The sequence below is a fragment of the Kosakonia sp. H02 genome, from assembly GCA_030704225.1.
GTDB lineage: Bacteria > Pseudomonadota > Gammaproteobacteria > Enterobacterales > Enterobacteriaceae > Kosakonia.
The window spans coordinates 2,056,769-2,076,272 of sequence record CP131915.1; the positions used below are offsets into that span (position 1 = coordinate 2,056,769).

General features: G+C 52.6%; 17 protein-coding genes. 11 read left to right on the forward strand and 6 right to left on the reverse strand.

The genetic code is table 11. From position 1 onward, the window contains the following. Positions 1-15: 15 nt before the first annotated feature. The 3 genes from cyoA to Q5705_09755 form a co-directional block, all read right to left on the reverse strand. Entirely contained in the window at positions 16-963 is a 948-nt protein-coding gene (gene cyoA, locus Q5705_09745) for a cytochrome o ubiquinol oxidase subunit II (protein ID WLI78798.1), read from the reverse strand. A 586-nt stretch (positions 964-1,549) separates the two neighbouring features. After that, positions 1,550-3,025 (reverse strand): muropeptide MFS transporter AmpG, encoded by a 1,476-nt coding sequence (gene ampG / locus Q5705_09750; GenBank protein ID WLI78799.1) that lies wholly within the window; start codon positions 3,023-3,025, stop codon positions 1,550-1,552. Between the two features lie 41 nt (positions 3,026-3,066). Further along, complete coding sequence (locus Q5705_09755) at positions 3,067-3,645, reverse strand: lipoprotein (GenBank protein WLI78800.1); 579 nt, start codon at positions 3,643-3,645, stop codon at positions 3,067-3,069. 300 nt (positions 3,646-3,945) lie between these two features. On the opposite strand from Q5705_09755, the gene bolA reads away from it, so the two are divergent. The 9 genes from bolA to Q5705_09800 all read left to right on the forward strand — a co-directional run bounded on the left by bolA (position 3,946) and on the right by Q5705_09800 (position 14,356). Further along, complete coding sequence (gene bolA, locus Q5705_09760) at positions 3,946-4,263, forward strand: transcriptional regulator BolA (GenBank protein WLI78801.1); 318 nt, start codon at positions 3,946-3,948, stop codon at positions 4,261-4,263. 351 nt (positions 4,264-4,614) lie between these two features. Beyond that, a complete protein-coding gene (gene tig / locus Q5705_09765; protein ID WLI78802.1) occupies positions 4,615-5,913 on the forward strand; it encodes a trigger factor in 1,299 nt (432 codons plus the stop codon). A 289-nt stretch (positions 5,914-6,202) separates the two neighbouring features. After that, positions 6,203-6,826, forward strand: a complete 624-nt coding sequence (clpP, locus tag Q5705_09770) for an ATP-dependent Clp endopeptidase proteolytic subunit ClpP (GenBank protein ID WLI78803.1) — start codon at positions 6,203-6,205, stop codon at positions 6,824-6,826. Positions 6,827-6,955: 129 nt separating this feature from the next. Beyond that, the gene (clpX, locus tag Q5705_09775) at positions 6,956-8,230 is read left to right on the forward strand and encodes an ATP-dependent protease ATP-binding subunit ClpX (protein WLI78804.1); all 1,275 of its coding nucleotides are present in this window, start codon (positions 6,956-6,958) and stop codon (positions 8,228-8,230) included. Positions 8,231-8,414: 184 nt separating this feature from the next. Continuing rightward, complete coding sequence (gene lon, locus Q5705_09780) at positions 8,415-10,769, forward strand: endopeptidase La (GenBank protein WLI78805.1); 2,355 nt, start codon at positions 8,415-8,417, stop codon at positions 10,767-10,769. 208 nt (positions 10,770-10,977) lie between these two features. Continuing rightward, on the forward strand, positions 10,978-11,250 hold the full coding sequence (gene hupB, locus Q5705_09785; GenBank protein ID WLI78806.1) for a nucleoid-associated protein HU-beta: 273 nt from the start codon (positions 10,978-10,980) through the stop codon (positions 11,248-11,250). 209 nt (positions 11,251-11,459) lie between these two features. Next, complete coding sequence (gene ppiD, locus Q5705_09790) at positions 11,460-13,334, forward strand: peptidylprolyl isomerase (protein ID WLI78807.1); 1,875 nt, start codon at positions 11,460-11,462, stop codon at positions 13,332-13,334. A 147-nt stretch (positions 13,335-13,481) separates the two neighbouring features. Then, positions 13,482-13,853 (forward strand): helix-hairpin-helix domain-containing protein, encoded by a 372-nt coding sequence (locus Q5705_09795; protein ID WLI78808.1) that lies wholly within the window; start codon positions 13,482-13,484, stop codon positions 13,851-13,853. 95 nt (positions 13,854-13,948) lie between these two features. Next, positions 13,949-14,356 (forward strand): YbgC/FadM family acyl-CoA thioesterase, encoded by a 408-nt coding sequence (locus Q5705_09800; protein WLI78809.1) that lies wholly within the window; start codon positions 13,949-13,951, stop codon positions 14,354-14,356. A gap of 75 nt (positions 14,357-14,431) precedes the next feature. Here the strand turns inward: Q5705_09800 and queC are convergent, their stop codons facing one another. Together queC and Q5705_09810 are read right to left on the reverse strand one after the other, a co-directional pair. After that, a complete protein-coding gene (gene queC / locus Q5705_09805; GenBank protein WLI78810.1) occupies positions 14,432-15,127 on the reverse strand; it encodes a 7-cyano-7-deazaguanine synthase QueC in 696 nt (231 codons plus the stop codon). A gap of 66 nt (positions 15,128-15,193) precedes the next feature. Beyond that, on the reverse strand, positions 15,194-16,891 hold the full coding sequence (locus Q5705_09810; protein ID WLI78811.1) for an SgrR family transcriptional regulator: 1,698 nt from the start codon (positions 16,889-16,891) through the stop codon (positions 15,194-15,196). A 99-nt stretch (positions 16,892-16,990) separates the two neighbouring features. On the opposite strand from Q5705_09810, the gene cof reads away from it, so the two are divergent. After that, positions 16,991-17,809 carry an HMP-PP phosphatase gene (gene cof, locus Q5705_09815; protein ID WLI79003.1) on the forward strand — a complete coding sequence of 273 codons (819 nt, stop codon included), beginning with the start codon at positions 16,991-16,993 and terminating at the stop codon, positions 17,807-17,809. Between the two features lie 44 nt (positions 17,810-17,853). Here the strand turns inward: cof and Q5705_09820 are convergent, their stop codons facing one another. Beyond that, complete coding sequence (locus tag Q5705_09820) at positions 17,854-18,900, reverse strand: PLP-dependent cysteine synthase family protein (protein ID WLI78812.1); 1,047 nt, start codon at positions 18,898-18,900, stop codon at positions 17,854-17,856. 115 nt (positions 18,901-19,015) lie between these two features. Between Q5705_09820 and Q5705_09825 the strand changes: the two genes are divergently transcribed. Continuing rightward, positions 19,016-19,474 carry an Lrp/AsnC family transcriptional regulator gene (locus Q5705_09825; protein WLI78813.1) on the forward strand — a complete coding sequence of 153 codons (459 nt, stop codon included), beginning with the start codon at positions 19,016-19,018 and terminating at the stop codon, positions 19,472-19,474. Positions 19,475-19,504: the final 30 nt, after the last annotated feature.

Sequence of the window (19,504 nt, forward strand, 5' to 3'; positions counted from 1 at the left end):
GTTTTCCTCGGCCCCTTAGTGAGAGGTTTCCGCGTGGCTCATGTCCATGCCTTCCATCCCTTCGTGTGAGTTGTGCTCACCTTCAGGTTGGGTCATGTCCATGCTCTTGCCGTGGCCCATAAACTTGTTGATAACGTCTTTAAACAAATCGGGTTTCACGCTGGAGAAGTATTCAACCTTGTTGTATTCGCTTGGCGCGGCAATTTTCTCGTACGTAGCCATATCCGGCATGGTAGTAGAAGACTGTTTCGCTTTCGCGACCCACTGGTCGAATGCTGCGCGGTCCGGCGTTGCAATGGCTTTAAACTTCATGCCGGAGAAACCAGGGCCACTGTAGCTGGCAGAGATGCCATCATAAGTACCGGCTTCGTTGGCAATCAGATGCAGTTTGGTCTGCATACCGGCCATCGCGTAGATCTGGCTGCCCAGACGCGGGATAAAGAACGAGTTCATCACGGAGTTCGAGGTCACTTTGAATTCCACCGGAGTGTTCGCCGGGAAGGCGATTTCATTCACGGTAGCGATGCCCTGTTCCGGGTAGATGAAGAACCATTTCCAGTCCATGGCGACCACTTCAATCGTAATTGGGCGTTCGTCATGTGCCAGTGGTTTGCTCGGTTCGAGCGAGTGGGTGGTTTTCCAGGTCAATACGGCGAGGAACAGGATGATCAGAATCGGCACCGTCCAGACCACAGCTTCCACTTTATTGGAGTGTGACCAGTTCGGGCTATACTTCGCATCTTTATTGCTCGCACGATACTTCCAGGCGAAACCAACGGCCATTAAGATTGCTGGAATAACGACAATCAACATCAGGCCAAATGCCGTCAGTATCAATGAACGTTGCTCCAGACCAATCTGTCCTTTGGGGTCAAGAAGTGCAGAATCGCAACCACTGAGTAAAACAGTGCCGGCGATTAATGACAACCATCCCAAACTTTTATTGTATTTCCTGAGTCTCATTTAACGACCTCAATTCCACGGGATCTGGTGGCGCTTAAAGTGTGCGGGCATTTTACGGAAAGGTTGCGGTACTGTAAACATGATTGGCTTTGTGTCAGTAAGGTGTTACTGGGTTCTGCCGTATATGTCACACAGAATGCAACAATCTGTAAAATCGAGCATTCGCACAGCCAGAGAGAGGGATTATAACGAAACACTGACATTACAATCACCGTTGAGGGTAAATTGGTATAACCAATCAATTAAATACACATTTAATTAACAATTATCCAGCAACTACCGAACATTATTGGAACGAACCTGAAACCCAACAATTAATAACCGTGCTGAATCGTTAAAGAATAGACATTAATTTATAAGGCACAAAATAAATAAAGATTTTTTATTTTGCTGCGGGTCACTCTTGTGAAGGACAAAACTAATTTATGCCTGTTTAATGAGCAAAATAATAACGCCAGTAAATTGTTTTTCGTCGGACAATTATTTTTCCCGCTTGATTTAGCTGGGAAAATAACGCGGAAATATAATTCCGCGCGTTGATAAAATATATCGCCTGATAATTAGCCCGCTATGCAGGCGCGTCTCTTCACAACTGCTGCGTTCGGCGAAGCGCCAGCAGGTCCAGTAACCCACCGAAAACAATACCGATTATTGCCAGTAACGCACCCAGCTCCATCAACTGGCCATCGAAAAACCACTGAGTCAGCCCCAGATAATTGCTCAGTAGTATCAGCAGACCGGCCGCCAGCAGCAATGCGCCAACGCCGAGCACGCGCAACGCTAACCGGTACGCCCCGGTAAACTCCGTGCGCGGCATAAACTGTTCGGTGCGTTGTGTAAACGCCAGCGTCTTTTGGCAGAGCAGTAGCAGCAATAAACCAGGAATGGCGGCGAAGATGGAGAAGAGATAGAAGGTCGGCCAGTCGTAATTCGCAACGAACCAGCCCGCCAGCGGGCCAACATACACGCGGCCAACGGCTGAAAGGGCAGAGAGCAGGGCAAACTGCGTGGCGGAAAAAGATTTGTTACAGAGCGTCATCAGCAACGCAACAAAAGCCGCAGTGCCCATTCCGCCGCAGAGGTTCTCAAAAAAGACCGCTGCGCCCATGGTGACGATATCTTTCTCTGTTACCGACAACAGCCAGTAACCGGCATTGGAAATGGCCTGTAAAACGCCAAAAATCAGCAGCGCACGAAACAGCGTCAACCGCTGCATTAACACGCCGCCCCACAGCGCGCCGATAATCGTGGCGACAAGCCCAAGGCTTTTATTCACCATCCCCACATCACCAGGATCAAACCCAACGCCGCGAATCAGAAACAGCGTTGTGAGGCTCATGGCGAAGGCATCGCCGAGCTTATAAAGGACGATAAGTAACAAGATCAGCCAGGCGTTGTTGCGCCCGAAAAAATCACGCAGCGGTGCGACAACCGCTGCTTCCAGCGTTTTTGGCGCAGGAATGGTGTCGGCCGGTTCCGGCGCGCGCAGGGTGGCAATAATGCAGGGGATCATCAACGCGGCCATCAGCCAGTACATCCCTTGCCAGCCCAGCCAGCGATCCGCCAGCCACAGCGCCAGACCACCGGAAATCAACATACCGCAGCGATAACCGAGCACACTTATCGCTGCGCCCGCACCGCGCTCTTCAGCCGCCAGCACATCCGTTTTCCAGGCATCAAACACAATGTCCTGCGAGGCAGAACAGAAGGCGATAACTACCGCCAGGGCCGCCATCCAGCGCAGATCGCTTACCGGTTCAAGAAAGCCCATACCCGCAATCGCTACCAGCAGACAAATCTGCGTCAGCAGCAGCCAGCCGCGGCGGCGTCCCAAAAACGAAGGGGTGTAGCGATCCATGGCCGGTGACCAGAGAAATTTAAAGACGTAAGCCTGGCCAACCAGTGAGAAAAAGCCGATGGTTTTGACATCTATACCGGCAACGGTAATCCACGCCTGTAGGGTGCCGCTGGTCAGGGCGAGCGGTAAGCCGGAGGCAAAGCCAAGGATCAGCAAAATGGCTGATTTAGGTTGCGTGAAAATGCGTAAGTAGTGACTGGACATGAGTAAGAAACTGACCCGGCAGAACCGGGCCAGTGCAGCAATCAACGGGCGTTTTGCTTGATGAAGTCGTGGATGGTGGTGTCCTGTGACATATCCGCGATGGTGTCGGTCAGCACACCGTTAACCGCGTTGGCAATTTTATCGTTAGACGCCTGGAAAGCCCCTTCAACGTTGTAGCTGGCGCGGTAGTTTTTCGTCAGCTTATTGCCATTCGCTGCGGTAGCAATAATGGCGATATCGGCTTTGGTGGCGATGTTGTAACGCACGTTGCCCTGGGAAACATCGGCATAAAGCTGGTTAACGATGATTTGCAGGTTTACTGCGCCATTTGGACCAATCATATAACCGCGCGCGGTCATCTGTTTTTCCAGCACTTCCTGTAACAGGAAACGCAGATCGCGCGAGGCGGTTAAGGTGACCAACTGGTTATCGCGAGTCACTTTCGCCAGTGCCTGATCGGGACGCTGATCGGCACCGTTAATGCTTACAGTTACGCCCATCAGGCTTGGATCTTGCTGCGGAAGGGTAATGTTCGGGGTGACTTCAAGGGTGGTCGGCGGTGTCGCGCAGCCAGCCAGCATAAATAAAGCGACCAACGGGAAGAGAATTTTCTTAAACATGTTCAGGCTCTCAGGGATCTAGCTTCTGGGGGAAAATTGTCGCCATCATAACATTGCCGCCGTTAAGGGGAAGTCCTCAACGCATGTAAATTCATCGTCTTGTGCTTTTTTTCAACGCTGAAAACATCTTCAGCGCTGTTGTACGGTAAAAAACATGACGCTTTTAGTAAAGAAATTCCCGTTAAGCGTGAAAATCAGACGAATGCCAACTTTTTGTTGTTTTATTGTTATAGAGACGGTAAAAGCGGCTAACATTTAAAGAGATGGCTGGCATCTCAGCGTTGTCGGAGGCGTAATATCATGATGATGCGTGAACAAATAGAAGCAAAACTGAAAGCGGCGTTTGAGCCTGTATTTCTTGATGTTGTTGATGAAAGTTATCGTCACAATGTTCCGGCAGGTTCTGAAAGCCATTTCAAAGTGGTACTGGTAAGCGATCGCTTTACCGGGGAGCGTTTTCTGAATCGCCATCGCATGATTTACGGTACGTTGACAGACGAACTGTCAACGACAATTCATGCTCTTGCTTTGCATACTTACACACTTAAAGAGTGGGAAGGGTTACAGGATACTCTTTTGACTTCGCCAGCGTGCCGCGGTGCAGGAACTATCGCGTAGAAAACCAGGTTGCAACCGCCTGAACTTTTCCAGTATGTTGCATGCAGTTAATGTGAAACGGCCTACGGGCCGTTTTGTTTTGTCTGAATTTTGAGCGAGAAACGCCCTTTTTTGAACGAAATTGCTTCAGAAGTGTGAAAAATGACGCACCATTGCGACATTCCCGTTCTCGACTCATATCTGTGATGCCGCTATAATGCTGCGTCTTATTTTTCGGAATGTCTTCGGGATGATTCTGACGACAGGGAATGTATATCTGATTTGAGAGAGCATCCCGGTTCTGCAAAGCGAAAAAAGGTTTGCTTCGCAGAGTAGAGTTGACCGAGCACTGTGATTTTTTGAGGTAACAAGATGCAAGTTTCAGTTGAAACCACTCAGGGCCTTGGGCGCCGTGTAACGATTACAATCGCTGCTGACAGCATCGAGACCGCTGTGAAGAGCGAGCTGGTCAACGTAGCGAAGAAAGTGCGTATTGATGGCTTCCGTAAGGGCAAAGTCCCGATGAATGTCGTTGCTCAGCGTTATGGTGCTTCTGTTCGCCAGGACGTGCTGGGTGACCTGATGAGCCGCAACTTTATCGACGCGATCATCCAGGAAAAAATTAACCCGGCTGGCGCACCGAACTATGTTCCGGGCGAATACAAACTGGGCGAAGATTTCACCTACTCTGTGGAATTCGAAGTCTACCCGGAAGTTGAGCTGAAAGCGCTGGATACCATCGAAGTTGAAAAGCCGATTGTTGAAGTAACCGACGCCGATGTTGATACCATGCTGGACACTCTGCGTAAGCAGCAGGCTGACTGGAAAGAGAAAGACGGCGCAGCCGATGCTGAAGACCGCGTTACCATCGATTTCACCGGTTCTGTTGACGGCGAAGAGTTCGAAGGCGGCAAAGCAACTGATTTCGTACTGGCAATGGGCCAGGGTCGCATGATCCCGGGCTTCGAAGACGGTATCAAAGGTCATAAAGCAGGTGAAGAGTTCACCATCGACGTGACTTTCCCGGAAGAGTACCACGCTGAAAACCTGAAAGGTAAAGCGGCGAAATTCGTCATCAACCTGAAGAAAGTTGAAGAGCGTGAGCTGCCGGAACTGACTGAAGAATTCATCAAACGTTTCGGCGTTGAAGATGGTTCTATCGCGGGTCTGCGTGCTGAAGTGCGTAAAAACATGGAGCGCGAGCTGAAAGGCGCAGTGCGTAACCGTGTTAAATCTCAGGCGATCGACGGCCTGGTGAAAGCTAACGAAATCGACGTGCCGGCTGCCCTGATCGACAGCGAAATCGACGTTCTGCGTCGCCAGGCTGCACAGCGTTTCGGTGGCAACGAGAAACAGGCTCTGGAACTGCCGCGTGAACTGTTCGAAGAGCAGGCTAAACGCCGCGTTGTTGTCGGTCTGCTGCTGGGTGAAGTGATTCGTACCCATGAGCTGAAAGCTGACGAAGAGCGCGTAAAAGGCCTGATCGAAGAGATGGCCTCTGCGTATGAAGATCCGAAAGAAGTTGTTGAGTTCTATAGCAAAAACAAAGAGCTGATGGACAACATGCGTAACGTCGCGCTGGAAGAACAAGCGGTTGAAGCGGTTCTGGAAAAAGCGAAAGTGACTGAAAAAGCCACTTCCTTTAACGAACTGATGAACCAACAGGCTTAATCTACTTCTGCGATAGTCAAACGTAATAAGCCCGTCACCTGCTTGCTGGTGGCGGGCTTTTTTTATCGTATCGACGTTATCAGATCTGTGCTAAAAGCGCGTTTGAGTGTTAGCGTAACAGCAAAAGATTGTTATGCTTGAAATCAGACGATGTCATCCCCACTAAGGGAGGGAGTGACAGTAAAGACTCTGGCTGATAATCCGTCCGTGTGGGGTCGTAGTCAGACCTCCATCACTCAAGTACAATCAGTACAGCAGGTTTGTTTATTTTTTTATCCAGGAGACGGAAATGTCATACAGCGGCGAACGAGACAACTTTGCACCCCATATGGCTCTGGTGCCAATGGTTATTGAACAGACCTCACGCGGTGAGCGCTCTTTCGATATCTACTCCCGTCTTCTCAAGGAACGCGTAATTTTTCTGACCGGCCAGGTCGAAGACCATATGGCTAACCTGATTGTGGCGCAGATGCTGTTTCTGGAAGCGGAAAACCCGGAAAAAGACATCTATCTGTACATTAACTCACCAGGTGGCGTCATTACTGCCGGGATGTCAATTTACGACACCATGCAATTTATTAAGCCGGATGTCAGCACCATTTGTATGGGCCAGGCCGCGTCAATGGGCGCATTCCTGCTGACGGCTGGTGCAAAAGGCAAGCGCTTCTGCTTGCCGAATTCACGCGTGATGATTCACCAGCCGCTGGGCGGCTATCAGGGGCAGGCGACGGATATTGAAATCCACGCACGTGAAATCCTGAAAGTGAAAGGGCGTATGAATGAACTTATGGCGCATCACACGGGTCAATCTTTAGAACAAATTGAACGCGATACAGAACGTGACCGCTTCCTTGCCGCGCAAGAAGCTGTAGAGTACGGGCTGGTTGACTCAATTTTAACCCATCGTAGCTAAGCTCAGGTCGTATGTGCCGCTATACTATTTAGTTAGTGCAGGCGGCGTAACGTCTGGGTAACGTTTTGCGCCTGGAATGGCATTTGCGTCGTTGTGTGCGGCACAAAGAACAGATAAGAGGTTTTACTCATGACAGATAAACGCAAAGATGGTTCGGGCAAACTGTTGTACTGCTCTTTTTGCGGCAAAAGCCAGCATGAAGTGCGTAAGCTGATCGCCGGGCCATCCGTGTATATCTGCGACGAATGTGTGGATCTGTGTAACGACATTATTCGCGAAGAGATTAAAGAAGTTGCGCCGCATCGCGAGCGCAGCGCGCTGCCAACCCCGCATGAAATCCGCCACCACCTCGATGATTATGTCATCGGCCAGGAACAGGCGAAAAAAGTGCTGGCGGTTGCGGTCTATAACCACTACAAACGCCTGCGTAATGGTGACACCAGCAACGGTGTTGAACTGGGCAAAAGTAACATTTTGCTGATCGGCCCGACCGGTTCCGGTAAAACGCTGCTCGCAGAAACGCTGGCGCGTTTGCTGGATGTTCCGTTCACCATGGCAGATGCCACCACGCTTACCGAAGCGGGCTATGTGGGTGAAGATGTCGAAAACATCATCCAGAAGCTGCTCCAGAAGTGTGATTACGATGTGCAGAAAGCGCAGCGTGGGATTGTCTACATTGATGAGATTGACAAGATTTCGCGTAAATCTGACAACCCTTCAATCACGCGTGACGTTTCCGGTGAAGGCGTGCAGCAGGCACTGTTGAAACTGATCGAAGGCACCGTGGCTGCGGTTCCGCCGCAGGGTGGTCGCAAACATCCGCAACAGGAGTTTTTGCAGGTTGATACCTCTAAGATCCTGTTTATTTGTGGTGGTGCGTTCGCAGGTCTGGATAAAGTCATCTCTCACCGTGTTGAAACCGGCTCCGGCATTGGTTTTGGCGCAACGGTAAAAGGGAAGGCGGAAAAAGCCAAAGAGGGCGAACTGCTGGCTCAGGTTGAACCAGAAGATCTGATCAAGTTCGGTTTGATCCCTGAGTTCATCGGCCGTCTACCGGTGGTGGCAACCCTGAGTGAATTGAGCGAAGAAGCGCTGATTCAGATCCTGAAAGAGCCGAAAAACGCCCTGACCAAGCAGTATCAGGCGCTGTTCAATCTGGAAGGTGTGGATCTGGAGTTCCGCGACGAAGCGCTGGATGCTATTGCCAAGAAAGCGATGAGCCGCAAAACCGGTGCGCGTGGCCTGCGTTCTATCGTAGAAGCCGCTCTGCTGGACACCATGTACGATCTGCCGTCTCTGGAGGATGTCGAAAAAGTGGTCATCGATGAGTCGGTGATCGCCGGCCAATCTAAGCCACTGCTCATTTACGGTAAACCGGAAGCGCAGCAGGCATCTGGCGAATAATTCATCAATTCATACAGTCAGTTAATCGAAAAGGGGGGATTTTATCTCCCCTTTTATTTTTCCGCTTTCCCGCCGTTGAATGTGTGGAGAACATCCCCATATACTGCATTACATGTTAATGGTGCGTGTTGCACAGTCACGTCACCTTGATTACCTGGCGGACTTTAAACTAAGAGAGAGCTCTATGAATCCTGAGCGTTCTGAACGCATTGAAATCCCCGTATTGCCGTTGCGCGATGTGGTGGTTTATCCGCACATGGTCATTCCGTTATTTGTGGGACGGGAAAAATCGATCCGTTGTCTGGAAGCGGCCATGGACCATGATAAAAAAATCATGCTGGTTGCGCAGAAAGAAGCGTCAACGGATGAGCCGGGTGTAAACGATCTTTTCACCGTCGGGACCGTGGCGTCAATTTTGCAAATGTTGAAACTGCCCGATGGCACCGTAAAAGTGCTGGTCGAGGGGCTTCAGCGTGCGCGCATTACTACCCTTGCCGATAATGGCGAACACTTCTCTGCAAAAGCGGAATATCTCGACTCGCCAGCGATTGACGAGCGTGAGCAGGAAGTGCTGGTGCGTACCGCCATCAGCCAGTTCGAAGGCTACATCAAGCTGAACAAAAAAATCCCGCCAGAAGTGCTGACCTCGCTGAACAGCATTGACGATCCTGCTCGTCTGGCAGATACCATCGCTGCGCATATGCCGCTGAAACTGGCCGATAAGCAGTCCGTGCTGGAGATGTCCGACGTTAATGAACGTCTGGAGTATCTGATGGCGATGATGGAGTCGGAAATCGATCTGCTGCAAGTGGAAAAACGCATTCGCAACCGCGTGAAAAAGCAGATGGAAAAATCCCAGCGTGAGTACTATCTGAATGAGCAAATGAAAGCCATTCAGAAAGAGCTGGGCGAGATGGACGACGCGCCGGACGAAAACGAAGCGTTGAAACGCAGAATCGACGCGGCGAAAATGCCGAAAGAGGCGAAAGAGAAAGCCGAATCCGAGCTGCAAAAGCTGAAAATGATGTCGCCGATGTCTGCGGAAGCCACCGTAGTGCGCGGTTATATCGAATGGATGGTTCAGGTTCCGTGGAATGCGCGCAGCAAGGTCAAAAAAGATCTGCGCCAGGCGCAGGACGTGCTGGATACCGACCATTACGGCTTAGAACGCGTCAAAGACCGTATCCTTGAATATCTTGCGGTACAAAGCCGCATGAACAAGCTGAAAGGGCCGATTCTGTGCCTGGTAGGGCCGCCGGGGGTGGGGAAAACCTCTCTCGGTCAGTCCATCGCCAAAGCCACCGGGCGTAAATACATCCGCATGGCGCTGGGCGGCGTGCGTGACGAAGCGGAAATCCGCGGTCACCGCCGGACTTACATCGGCTCTATGCCGGGTAAACTGATCCAGAAAATGGCGAAAGTGGGCGTTAAAAACCCGCTGTTCCTGCTTGATGAAATCGACAAAATGTCTTCCGACATGCGTGGCGATCCGGCTTCAGCGCTGCTGGAAGTGCTGGATCCTGAGCAGAACGTGGCATTCAGCGATCACTATCTGGAAGTGGACTACGACCTGAGCGACGTCATGTTCGTGGCGACATCGAACTCCATGAACATCCCGGCACCGCTGCTGGATCGTATGGAAGTGATCCGTCTGTCCGGTTATACCGAAGACGAAAAACTGAACATCGCCAAACGCCACCTGCTGACCAAGCAGATTGAGCGTAACGCCCTGAAAAAGACCGAATTAACGGTTGATGACAGCGCGATTATTGGCATCATCCGTTACTACACGCGCGAAGCGGGTGTGCGCGGTCTGGAACGTGAAATCTCTAAACTGTGCCGCAAGGCGGTGAAACAGCTGCTGCTGGATCCGTCCCTCAAACACATTGAGATCAACGGCGACAACCTGCACGACTACCTTGGCGTTCAGCGTTTCGACTATGGCCGCGCGGACGAAGAAAACCGTGTGGGTCAGGTTACGGGTCTGGCGTGGACAGAAGTGGGCGGCGATCTGCTGACCATCGAAACCGCCTGCGTGCCGGGCAAAGGTAAACTGACGTACACCGGGTCGCTGGGTGAAGTGATGCAGGAATCTATTCAGGCAGCACTGACCGTGGTACGTGCGCGCGCTGAAAAGCTGGGCATTAACGGCGATTTCTACGAGAAACGTGATATCCACGTTCACGTACCGGAAGGCGCGACGCCAAAAGATGGCCCGAGTGCGGGTATTGCGATGTGCACCGCGCTGGTTTCTTGCCTGACCGGCAATCCGGTTCGGGCAGATGTGGCGATGACCGGGGAAATTACCCTGCGTGGCCAGGTGCTGCCGATCGGTGGTTTGAAGGAAAAACTGCTGGCTGCGCATCGTGGTGGCATCAAAACCGTGCTGATTCCTTACGAAAACAAACGTGACCTGGAAGAGATTCCGGAAAACGTGGTGGCCGATTTGGATATCCATCCGGTGAAGCGTATCGAAGAGGTTCTCAGCCTCGCGCTGCAAAATGAGCCGTTTGGCATGCAGGTCGCAACGGCAAAATAGTGACCTCGCGCAAAGTGCGTGGGAAATATAAGGCTGGTGAGTGAATTCGCACTTGCCAGTCTTTTTTTGTATAGCTAATTTAGATTGCTGGCTGAGTATGTCATCATCAACTGATGTTGTAAGGGCATGACAGGCCTGATATAACTGCTGCGCGGTCGCACTGCGAAGGATTAGGTGCGATATAAATTATAAAGAGAGGAAGAGAAGAGTGAATAAATCTCAACTGATAGACAAGATTGCCGCAGGTGCTGATATTTCTAAAGCTGCGGCTGGGCGTGCATTAGATGCGTTAATTGCTTCTGTTACTGAATCTTTGAAATCCGGGGACGACGTAGCACTGGTAGGTTTTGGTACTTTCGCTGTTAAAGAGCGCGCTGCCCGTACTGGTCGCAACCCGCAGACTGGCAAAGAAATCACCATCGCCGCAGCAAAAGTGCCTGGCTTCCGCGCAGGTAAAGCACTGAAAGACGCTGTAAACTGATTACTTTCCCCTTAGCGGGATGGTGGCAAAGCACAAGGGCGCATCGTGAGATGTGCCTTTTTTGTTTGTGCGACACTAATTTCTGCGAGTTAATGCGCAATGCGGGCTAACAATTGCTCCGTTTTCTTGTCAAAATACGCGTTTACACGCAGCGGGCAACTTGCGCTGCCTGAGATCTACAGTCACCTACAGCGGAGTGTTGTTACACCATGATGGACAATTTACGCGCGGCGGCAAATCACGTCGTGCTCAAGATCATTCTGGGTTTGATTATCGTGTCATTCATTTTGACTGGCGTGGGTAACTACCTGATTGGCGGTAACAATAATTACGCCGCAAAAGTTAATGGCCAGGAAATTGGCCGCTCGCAATTTGAAAATGCGGTAACCAGCGAGCGTAACCGCATGGCGCAGCAACTCGGTGACCAGTTCTCTGAGCTTGCCGCCAACGAAAACTATATGAAATCTGTGCGCCAGCAGGTGCTCAATCGCCTGATTGACGAAGCGCTGCTGGACCAGTACGCCAAAAAGCTCGACCTCGGCATTAGCGATGAGCAGGTCAAAAAAGCGATATTCTCGACCCAGGCTTTCCAGTCTAACGGTAAATTCGATAACAATCGTTTTAACGCTATCGTCAATCAGATGGGCATGAGCGCCGATCAATATGCGCAGGCGCTACGCAACCAGTTAACCTCTCAGCAACTGATTAATGCCGTCGCCGGCACGGATTTTATGCTTAAAGGTGAGACTGACGCGCTGGCAGCGCTGGTTTCGCAGGAGCGCGTGCTCCGCCAGGCGGTGATTGACGTCAATGCACTGGCGGCAAAACAGACCGCCAGCGACGATGAGATCGCCAGCTATTACGATCAGAATAAAAGCCGCTTTATTGCACCGGAGCAGTTCCGCGTAAGCTACATCAAGCTTGATGCCGCCGCGATGCAGGAAAACGCCACCGACGAGCAAATTCAGGCTTATTACGATCAGCATCAGGATCAATTCACGCAGCCGCAGCGTAACCGTTACAGCGTTATTCAGACGAAAACGGAAGACGAAGCAAAAGCCGTGCTTGATGAACTGAACAAGGGCGCGGATTTCGCGACCGTGGCGAAAGCCAAATCCGCTGACATTATCTCTGCCCGCAACGGTGGCGATATGGGGTGGCTGGAAGAATCCACTACACCTGACGAGCTGAAAAACGCCGGTCTGAAAGAGAAGGGCCAGCTTTCTGGTGCAATCAAATCTTCCGTGGGCTACCTGATTGTCCGTCTGGATGACGTTCAACCTGCCGTCGTGAAACCGCTGAGCGAAGTGCGTGACGAACTGGCGGCGAAAGTGAAGCAGGAAAATGCCCTGGACGCCTGGTACGCGCTGCAACAGAAAGTGAGTGAAGCGGCGAGCAACGATAATGAATCGCTGGCGGGCGCTGAGCAGGCTGCGGGTGTGAAAGCGGTGCAGACTGGCTGGTTCGGTCACGATAACCTGCCAGAAGAACTGAACTTCAAACCGGTAAGCGATGCTATCTTCAACGGCGGTCTGGTCGGGCAGAACGGCGCGCCGGGCAGCAACTCCGATATCATCACCGTCGATGGAGACCGCGCGTTTGTGCTGCGTATCACCGAGCACAAACCGGAAGCGATCAAACCGCTGGATGAAGTGAAAGCGCAGGTTACCGACATTGTGAAGCACAACAAGGCTGAGCAGCAGGCGAAGCTGGATGCTGACAAACTGGTCGACGCGCTGAAAGCAGGTAAAGGCGATGAAGCCCTGAAAGCGGCGGGCCTGAGCTTCGGAGAAGCAAAAACCGTTGCGCGTGTTGGGCAGGATCCGGTTACGCTGGCGGCCTTTAACTTGCCGCTGCCTGCAAAAGATAAACCTTCTTACGGCTCTGCCAACGATCAGCAAGGCAACGTTGTGATCATGGCGCTGGATGAAGTTAAAGCAGGCACCATGCCGGAAGCGCAGAAGAAAGCAATGGTTCAGGGCGTCACGCAGAACAATGCGCAGATCGCTTTTGAAGCGCTGATGAGCAACCTGCGTAAAGAAGCCAAAATCAAGCTGGGCGATATTGCTGAGCAGCAGCAATAACGGGAACAATCTCCCAAAAAGAAGTAACGCTCTGCAATTCTCAAAGGCCGCTTTCGCGGCCTTTTCCATTTATGAACGTTGCCCTTTGTCTGTCTTGTCTGGCTTCGTTATTGTTTCTCTCACGTTGAAAACAAAGGAGAAAACAGTATGAAACATGGAATCAGAGCACTTTTGCTTACCCTCACAATGGCTTGCGCGACACTGAGTCACAGCGCACTGGCGGCACCTTCGGCGGGCGCTAAATCGGCAGCGGTGCAGACCAGTGCAACCTCTTCTCAGGCGAAAGCGCAGGAGGTGGCAAACATCGCGGATGATGAAGATGGCACAAAAGTCAGTATCAACAGTGCCACGGCGGAAGAGCTGTCACAGGCGATGAAAGGCGTGGGCATTAAAAAAGCGCAGGCGATTGTCAGCTACCGGGACGAATACGGTCCATTCAAAACGGTAGAGGATCTGAAGCAGGTTCCCGGCATGGGCGGCAAGCTGGTGGAGCGTAATCTGGCGAATCTGAAACTGTAAGAAGCTTGCGTAGTTGCTAATGTTTGCCAGAATAAAGAGGTCATACCAGTATGGCCTCTGTCTCTATAACTATAAACGGTAAAGGTTAAAGCGCTATGCAAACGAAGATTAAAGTCCGTGGTTTCCACCTTGATGTTTACCAGCACGTTAATAATGCCCGCTATCTGGAGTTTCTCGAAGAAGCGCGCTGGGATGGGCTGGAACATAATGAGGGGTTCAAATGGATGACCGCCAACAACATCGCCTTTGTGGTGGTCAACATCAACATCAATTATCGCCGTCCGGCCGTGCTGGGTGATGTGCTTACGGTTACCAGTCACGTACAGCAGATCAATGGTAAAAGTGGCGTTCTAAGCCAGGTTGTCACGCTGGATCCAGAAGGGCCGGTGGTGGCTGATGCGCTGGTGACCTTTGTCTGTATCGATCTGAAGACCCAGAAAGCGCTGGCGGTGGAAGGGGAACTGCGGGAAAAACTGGAAACCATGATAGGCCAGCGTGATTAGGGGTTCAGCCGTTGATTGTAGGCCGGATAAGGCGAACGACGCCATCCGGCACAACAGACGACATAAAGGGCGAAATTACTTCAACCCGATTTTCTGTTTCATCGCGGCCATCACGCCAGCTTTATCCACCAGGTAATGCTGCAACCCGTTGGCGCGCAAATTACACGCTGCGCAATGGCCGCAGCCGTCGCCTTTAATGCCGTTGTAACAGGTCAGCGTCTCGCTACGCACCAAATCCAGCGCACCCCAGTAATCGGCCAGCGCCCAGGTTTCTGCTTTATCAATCCACATCAGTGGCGTTTCAAAGCGGATATCTTTTGCCAGCCCCAAATTCACCGCGTGGTTAAGGGCTTTCACAAACTCATCGCGGCAATCCGGGTAACCCGAAAAATCGGTTTCACACACGCCGGTAATCACCGCCTCGGCCTGCACCTGATACGCATAAACCGCTGCCAGCGTGAGAAACAGAATATTACGCCCGGGAACGAAGGTATTAGGAATGCCGGTCGCGTCCGGCTCATAATCCGGCACCGGAATGCTGTCACGCGTCAGGCTGCTGACCGCCAGTTCGTTAAGCAATGTGACATCCAGCACTTTATGCGCTCGCGCACCCAGTTTCTGTGCCAGTTCCCGCGCCACGTCGATTTCAGCACGGTGGCGCTGACCATAATCAAACGTGACACAATGCACTTCATCATACTGCTGCAACGCCTGAACCAGGCAGGTTGTGGAATCTTGTCCGCCACTGAACACGACAACGGCACGTTTCATAATTCTTCCTGACAATCACAAATAAAGCGCTATGGTAGCGCGTGAGCACAGCAGCGACCAGCTTCTTCACCGCGCCGGGGCAGGAAGCCAGGCTTCGGCAAAATCAAACCACCCGCGCGTGTTTAAGTGAATGCCCTCAACACCGGGCGGTGCGCTAATGCGGTAGTGATAATTAAACAGCGGCGTCAGAATAGCCTCATCCATAAGCGTGTAGAAAACATCCTTCAGCGCCCGTTTGCGCGCCTGTTCGTCTGGCTGGCGCTGTACGGCATCCAGCGTGGCCTGCAAATGCGCAAATTGCGGCGCGCTCAGCAGGTTCGGCCACAGCGAGTCGCAGCGCAGCCACTGCTCAAGGGTATATTCCGGCGCTTCGCCGATAAGCCTGTCGCCCATCATCAAGTCTGCCGCGGCAAACAGCGTATAGCCTTCCCAGTTCTTACTGTCATAAAAAATGACCGTCAATTCACAGCCGAGCGTAGCGAGATAATCCTTAAGCTGCTCCGCCATGGTGTGCAGTTCCACCGGCAAATGGTAAACAAGCGTGAGCTTCTCCGGCAGCGGAACATCTTCGGCGGGCCAATCGGGCATATGCCAGCCAGGCAACAACTCACGACTGGGGGTAATCAGGTTCTCTTCAAGCGGCAGCGTCTGCAACAGCGATGTGTGATGAATAATCTGCACCAGCCGACGTGCCTGGGCCGCGCTCAATCGTGCGCCGGGGCGCAGCGTGAGGTAACAAAAACCGAGGCTGATACTGTTACTGACCGGTTGCAAATGGCGTAACTCATCCGCTTCACCAATGGCAATCTGCACCGGATGCCGGCAACTGGTGCCTAAATCCTGTTCAAACAGTTGCGGCGTTATCCAGTACTCCACAGCTTTGAGCAGCGGGTGCCCGAGATGGTAATGCTCGTGGCTCTCCAGCCGCACCAGTTCGCGGCTGAAGGTCACCAGGCGAAACGGCCCGGTCCCCATCAGCGGATGTTGCGGATGCGCCAGGCGGCTACCGTAGCTGGCGAGCCGGTGCGCCAGCCAGTAGTCCGGGCGAGATAAGCGAAAGGTCAGACACCAGGGATGCGTTATTTCAATGCTCTCCACGCTTGCGAACAATTTCCGCAAGGCGGGGAGTTTAAGCAGAGCTTGCAACTGTTCATACAACTGTGCAGCGGTTACGGCGTCGCCATTGTGCCAGTGCAGCGTCGAATGCACATGAAAGCGCCAGCACAGGCCGTTATCACTGATGTCCCAGTGGTGCGCCAGATCCCCCTGCGGCAGAAAACTGCGGTTAATGAAGCGGGTCAGCCCGCTGAAAATCTGCCCGGCGAGATGTTGTTCGGCGCGACCAGGAAGAAATCCCGGCTGGAGCGGCTCCAGCGGGCGATAGTAGGGAATACGTAATGTCGGGGTGTCGTTTTGCCACAGCCCGCCGAGAAACGGATTGAGCAAGGCGCGCAGATCGTCGGGCGCAAGCTGCGCCAGTGCCAGCGCGTTTTGCTGCTGCCCGGCATTTAGCGCCTGCTCCAGCATGTCGCGGCGCAATAACTCCGGCGTGACGATAAAATGCAGCGTTCCGCGTTTGCCACGCCCGGATTGCGACTGCCAGGCTAACCAGCCGGAAGCCTGCATTTGGCGCAGCAGCGTGCGCATATGCCGCTCGCTGCAAAAACAACGGGCCGCCAGTTCGCTAATGCTGGCGGATTGCGCTTCCCCGCCAGACGGTTGCCAGAGGCGCTGATATTGGTTGAGTCGGTTCAGTAATCTCATAACCCGGAACAATAATTCTCATCTATTCACTATTACTTCCGTATATCCCACGCAATACTGGAACGCAATATGACGGCGTCACATCTGGAGAAGAAAATCATGGCTCGTCTGGCCGCTTTTGACATGGATGGCACCCTGTTAATGCCCGACCATCGTTTAGGCGATCAAACGTTGGCTACGCTGCGACGCTTGCATGAACGCGAGATCGCGCTGGCTTTCGCTACCGGTCGCCACGCGCTGGAGATGCAGTGGATTTTGAAGAATATCGGGCTGGATGCGTTTCTCATCACCGGCAACGGCACGCGCATTCACTCTGTCGAAGGGGAGACGCTCTATCGGCAGGATTTAAGCCCGGAAGTGGCCGATATCGTGCTGCACAGCAAATGGGACACGCAAGCGTCCATTCATGTTTTTAATGATTCCGGCTGGATGACGGACAAAGCCCTGCCTGAGGCTTTGCAAGCGCACGTCTATAGTGGCTTTACCTACCGGCTGGCGGATCTCAAACGTTTGCCCGCCCACGACGTGACGAAAATCTGTTTTCTTGGGGATCATGACGATCTCTGCCGCTTACGTATTCAGTTAAATGAGGTATTGGGCAACCGGGCACATTTATGTTTCTCGGCGATGGATTGCCTGGAAGTGCTGCCGGTGGGCTGTAACAAAGGCTCGGCGCTGGCGGTACTGAGCACCTCGTTAGGTTTTACGCTGCAAGAGTGCATGGCCTTTGGCGACGCGATGAATGACAGAGAGATGTTAGAGCGTGTCGGATACGGCATGATTATGGGCAACGCCATGCCGCAACTGCGCGCGGCGCTGCCGAATTTACCGGTTATTGGACATTGCCAGAATCAGGCGGTGTCGCACTTTTTGACCCACTGGCTGGATACACCAAATCTTCCTTATTCCCCCGAATGAAAAGATTTTTCCAGCGAGCCGAGCCCATTAAGCTCGGTTTTTTTTTATGCCATCAATCGGGTGATCTGCGCCTTCCACGGCTCAATATCGCCGAGGTTCGCCGCCACCCACTGCGGATTGTAGTAGGTTTCCAGGTAGCGCTCGCCGCTGTCGCACAACAGCGTGACAATCGAACCGCTGCGCCCTTCATCGCGCAGCCGTGCGGCAAGCTGCAATGCGCCCCACATATTGGTGCCGGTTGATGCGCCAACTTTACGGCCAAGTTGCGTTTCCAGCCACTGCGCGGTGGCAACACTTGCCGCATCCGGCACGCGCAGCATCTCATCGACGACATCGGCAATAAACGACGGCTCCACGCGCGGGCGGCCAATGCCTTCGATTTTGCTGCCCACCAGGCTGCGCAAGCTGCTGTCGCGCTGCTGCCAGTAGTCATAAAACACCGAGTTTTCCGGATCGACCACCATCAATTGCGTGTCATAACCCTGGCAGCGGATATAACGGCCAATGGTGGCGGACGTGCCGCCAGTCCCGGCGCTCATCACAATGTATTCCGGCACCGGATGCGGCTCGTTTTTCATCTGACGGAAGATGCTATCGGCAATATTGTTGTTCCCGCGCCAGTCTGTTGCGCGCTCGGCGAAGGTGAACTGATCCATATAGTGGCCGTTCAACGCTTTCGCCAGCCGTTCGGACTCGGCGTAAATCTCGCAGGCGCTGTCAACAAAGTGGCAGCGACCGCCGTAAAACTCAATTTGCTCAACCTTGCGCTTCGCCGTGCAGTACGGCATCACCGCGATAAACGGTAACCCAAGCAGGCGCGCGAACCAGGCCTCTGAAATCGCGGTGGAGCCGGACGACGCTTCAATAATCGTCGTGCCTTCGTTGATCCAGCCATTACATAAACCGTAGAGAAAAAGGGAGCGTGCCAGGCGGTGTTTCAGGCTGCCGGTGGGGTGGGTGCTTTCGTCTTTCAAATAGAGTTTGATGCCCGGAAAGTTCGGCAGCATCAGGCGGATCAGGTGGGTGTCTGCCGAGCGCTGTGCATCGGCGTTAATTTCATTAATGGCGTAGTTGACCCAGCGGCTTTTCATGGCGGTTTTCCGTTTGTCATTTTGTGCCCAGTCTAGCGAAAGCCAAAGAAAAAAAGGTTGCCATTTAGCCTTTAGGTTAGACTCTAAAGGGAAAATTATTCTCCCGGAGTGGGCAATGCTAGACAAAATTGACCGAAAGCTACTCTCTTTGCTACAGCAGGATTGTTCGCTCTCTTTGCAGGCACTGGCAGATGCCGTTAATCTGACCACCACACCTTGCTGGAAACGTCTAAAGCGACTGGAAGATGACGGGATTTTACTCGGTCGCGTCGCGGTGCTGGATGCCGAAAAACTGGGTTTAGGGTTAACGGCGTTTGTGCTGATCAAAACCCAACATCACAGCAGCGACTGGTACAACCGCTTTGTCAGTGAAGTGACACAGATGCCAGAAGTGCTAGGCTTTTGGCGTATGGCAGGCGAGTACGATTACCTGTTGCGTGTCCAGGTGGCGGATATGAAACGCTATGATGACTTCTACAAGCGGCTTGTGAACAGCGTTCCGGGTTTGTCAGATGTCACTTCTAGCTTCGCCATGGAACAGATAAAATACACCACGGCTTTGCCCATTGAATAACCCTCCCGACGGTTAACCGACCGCCGGCAA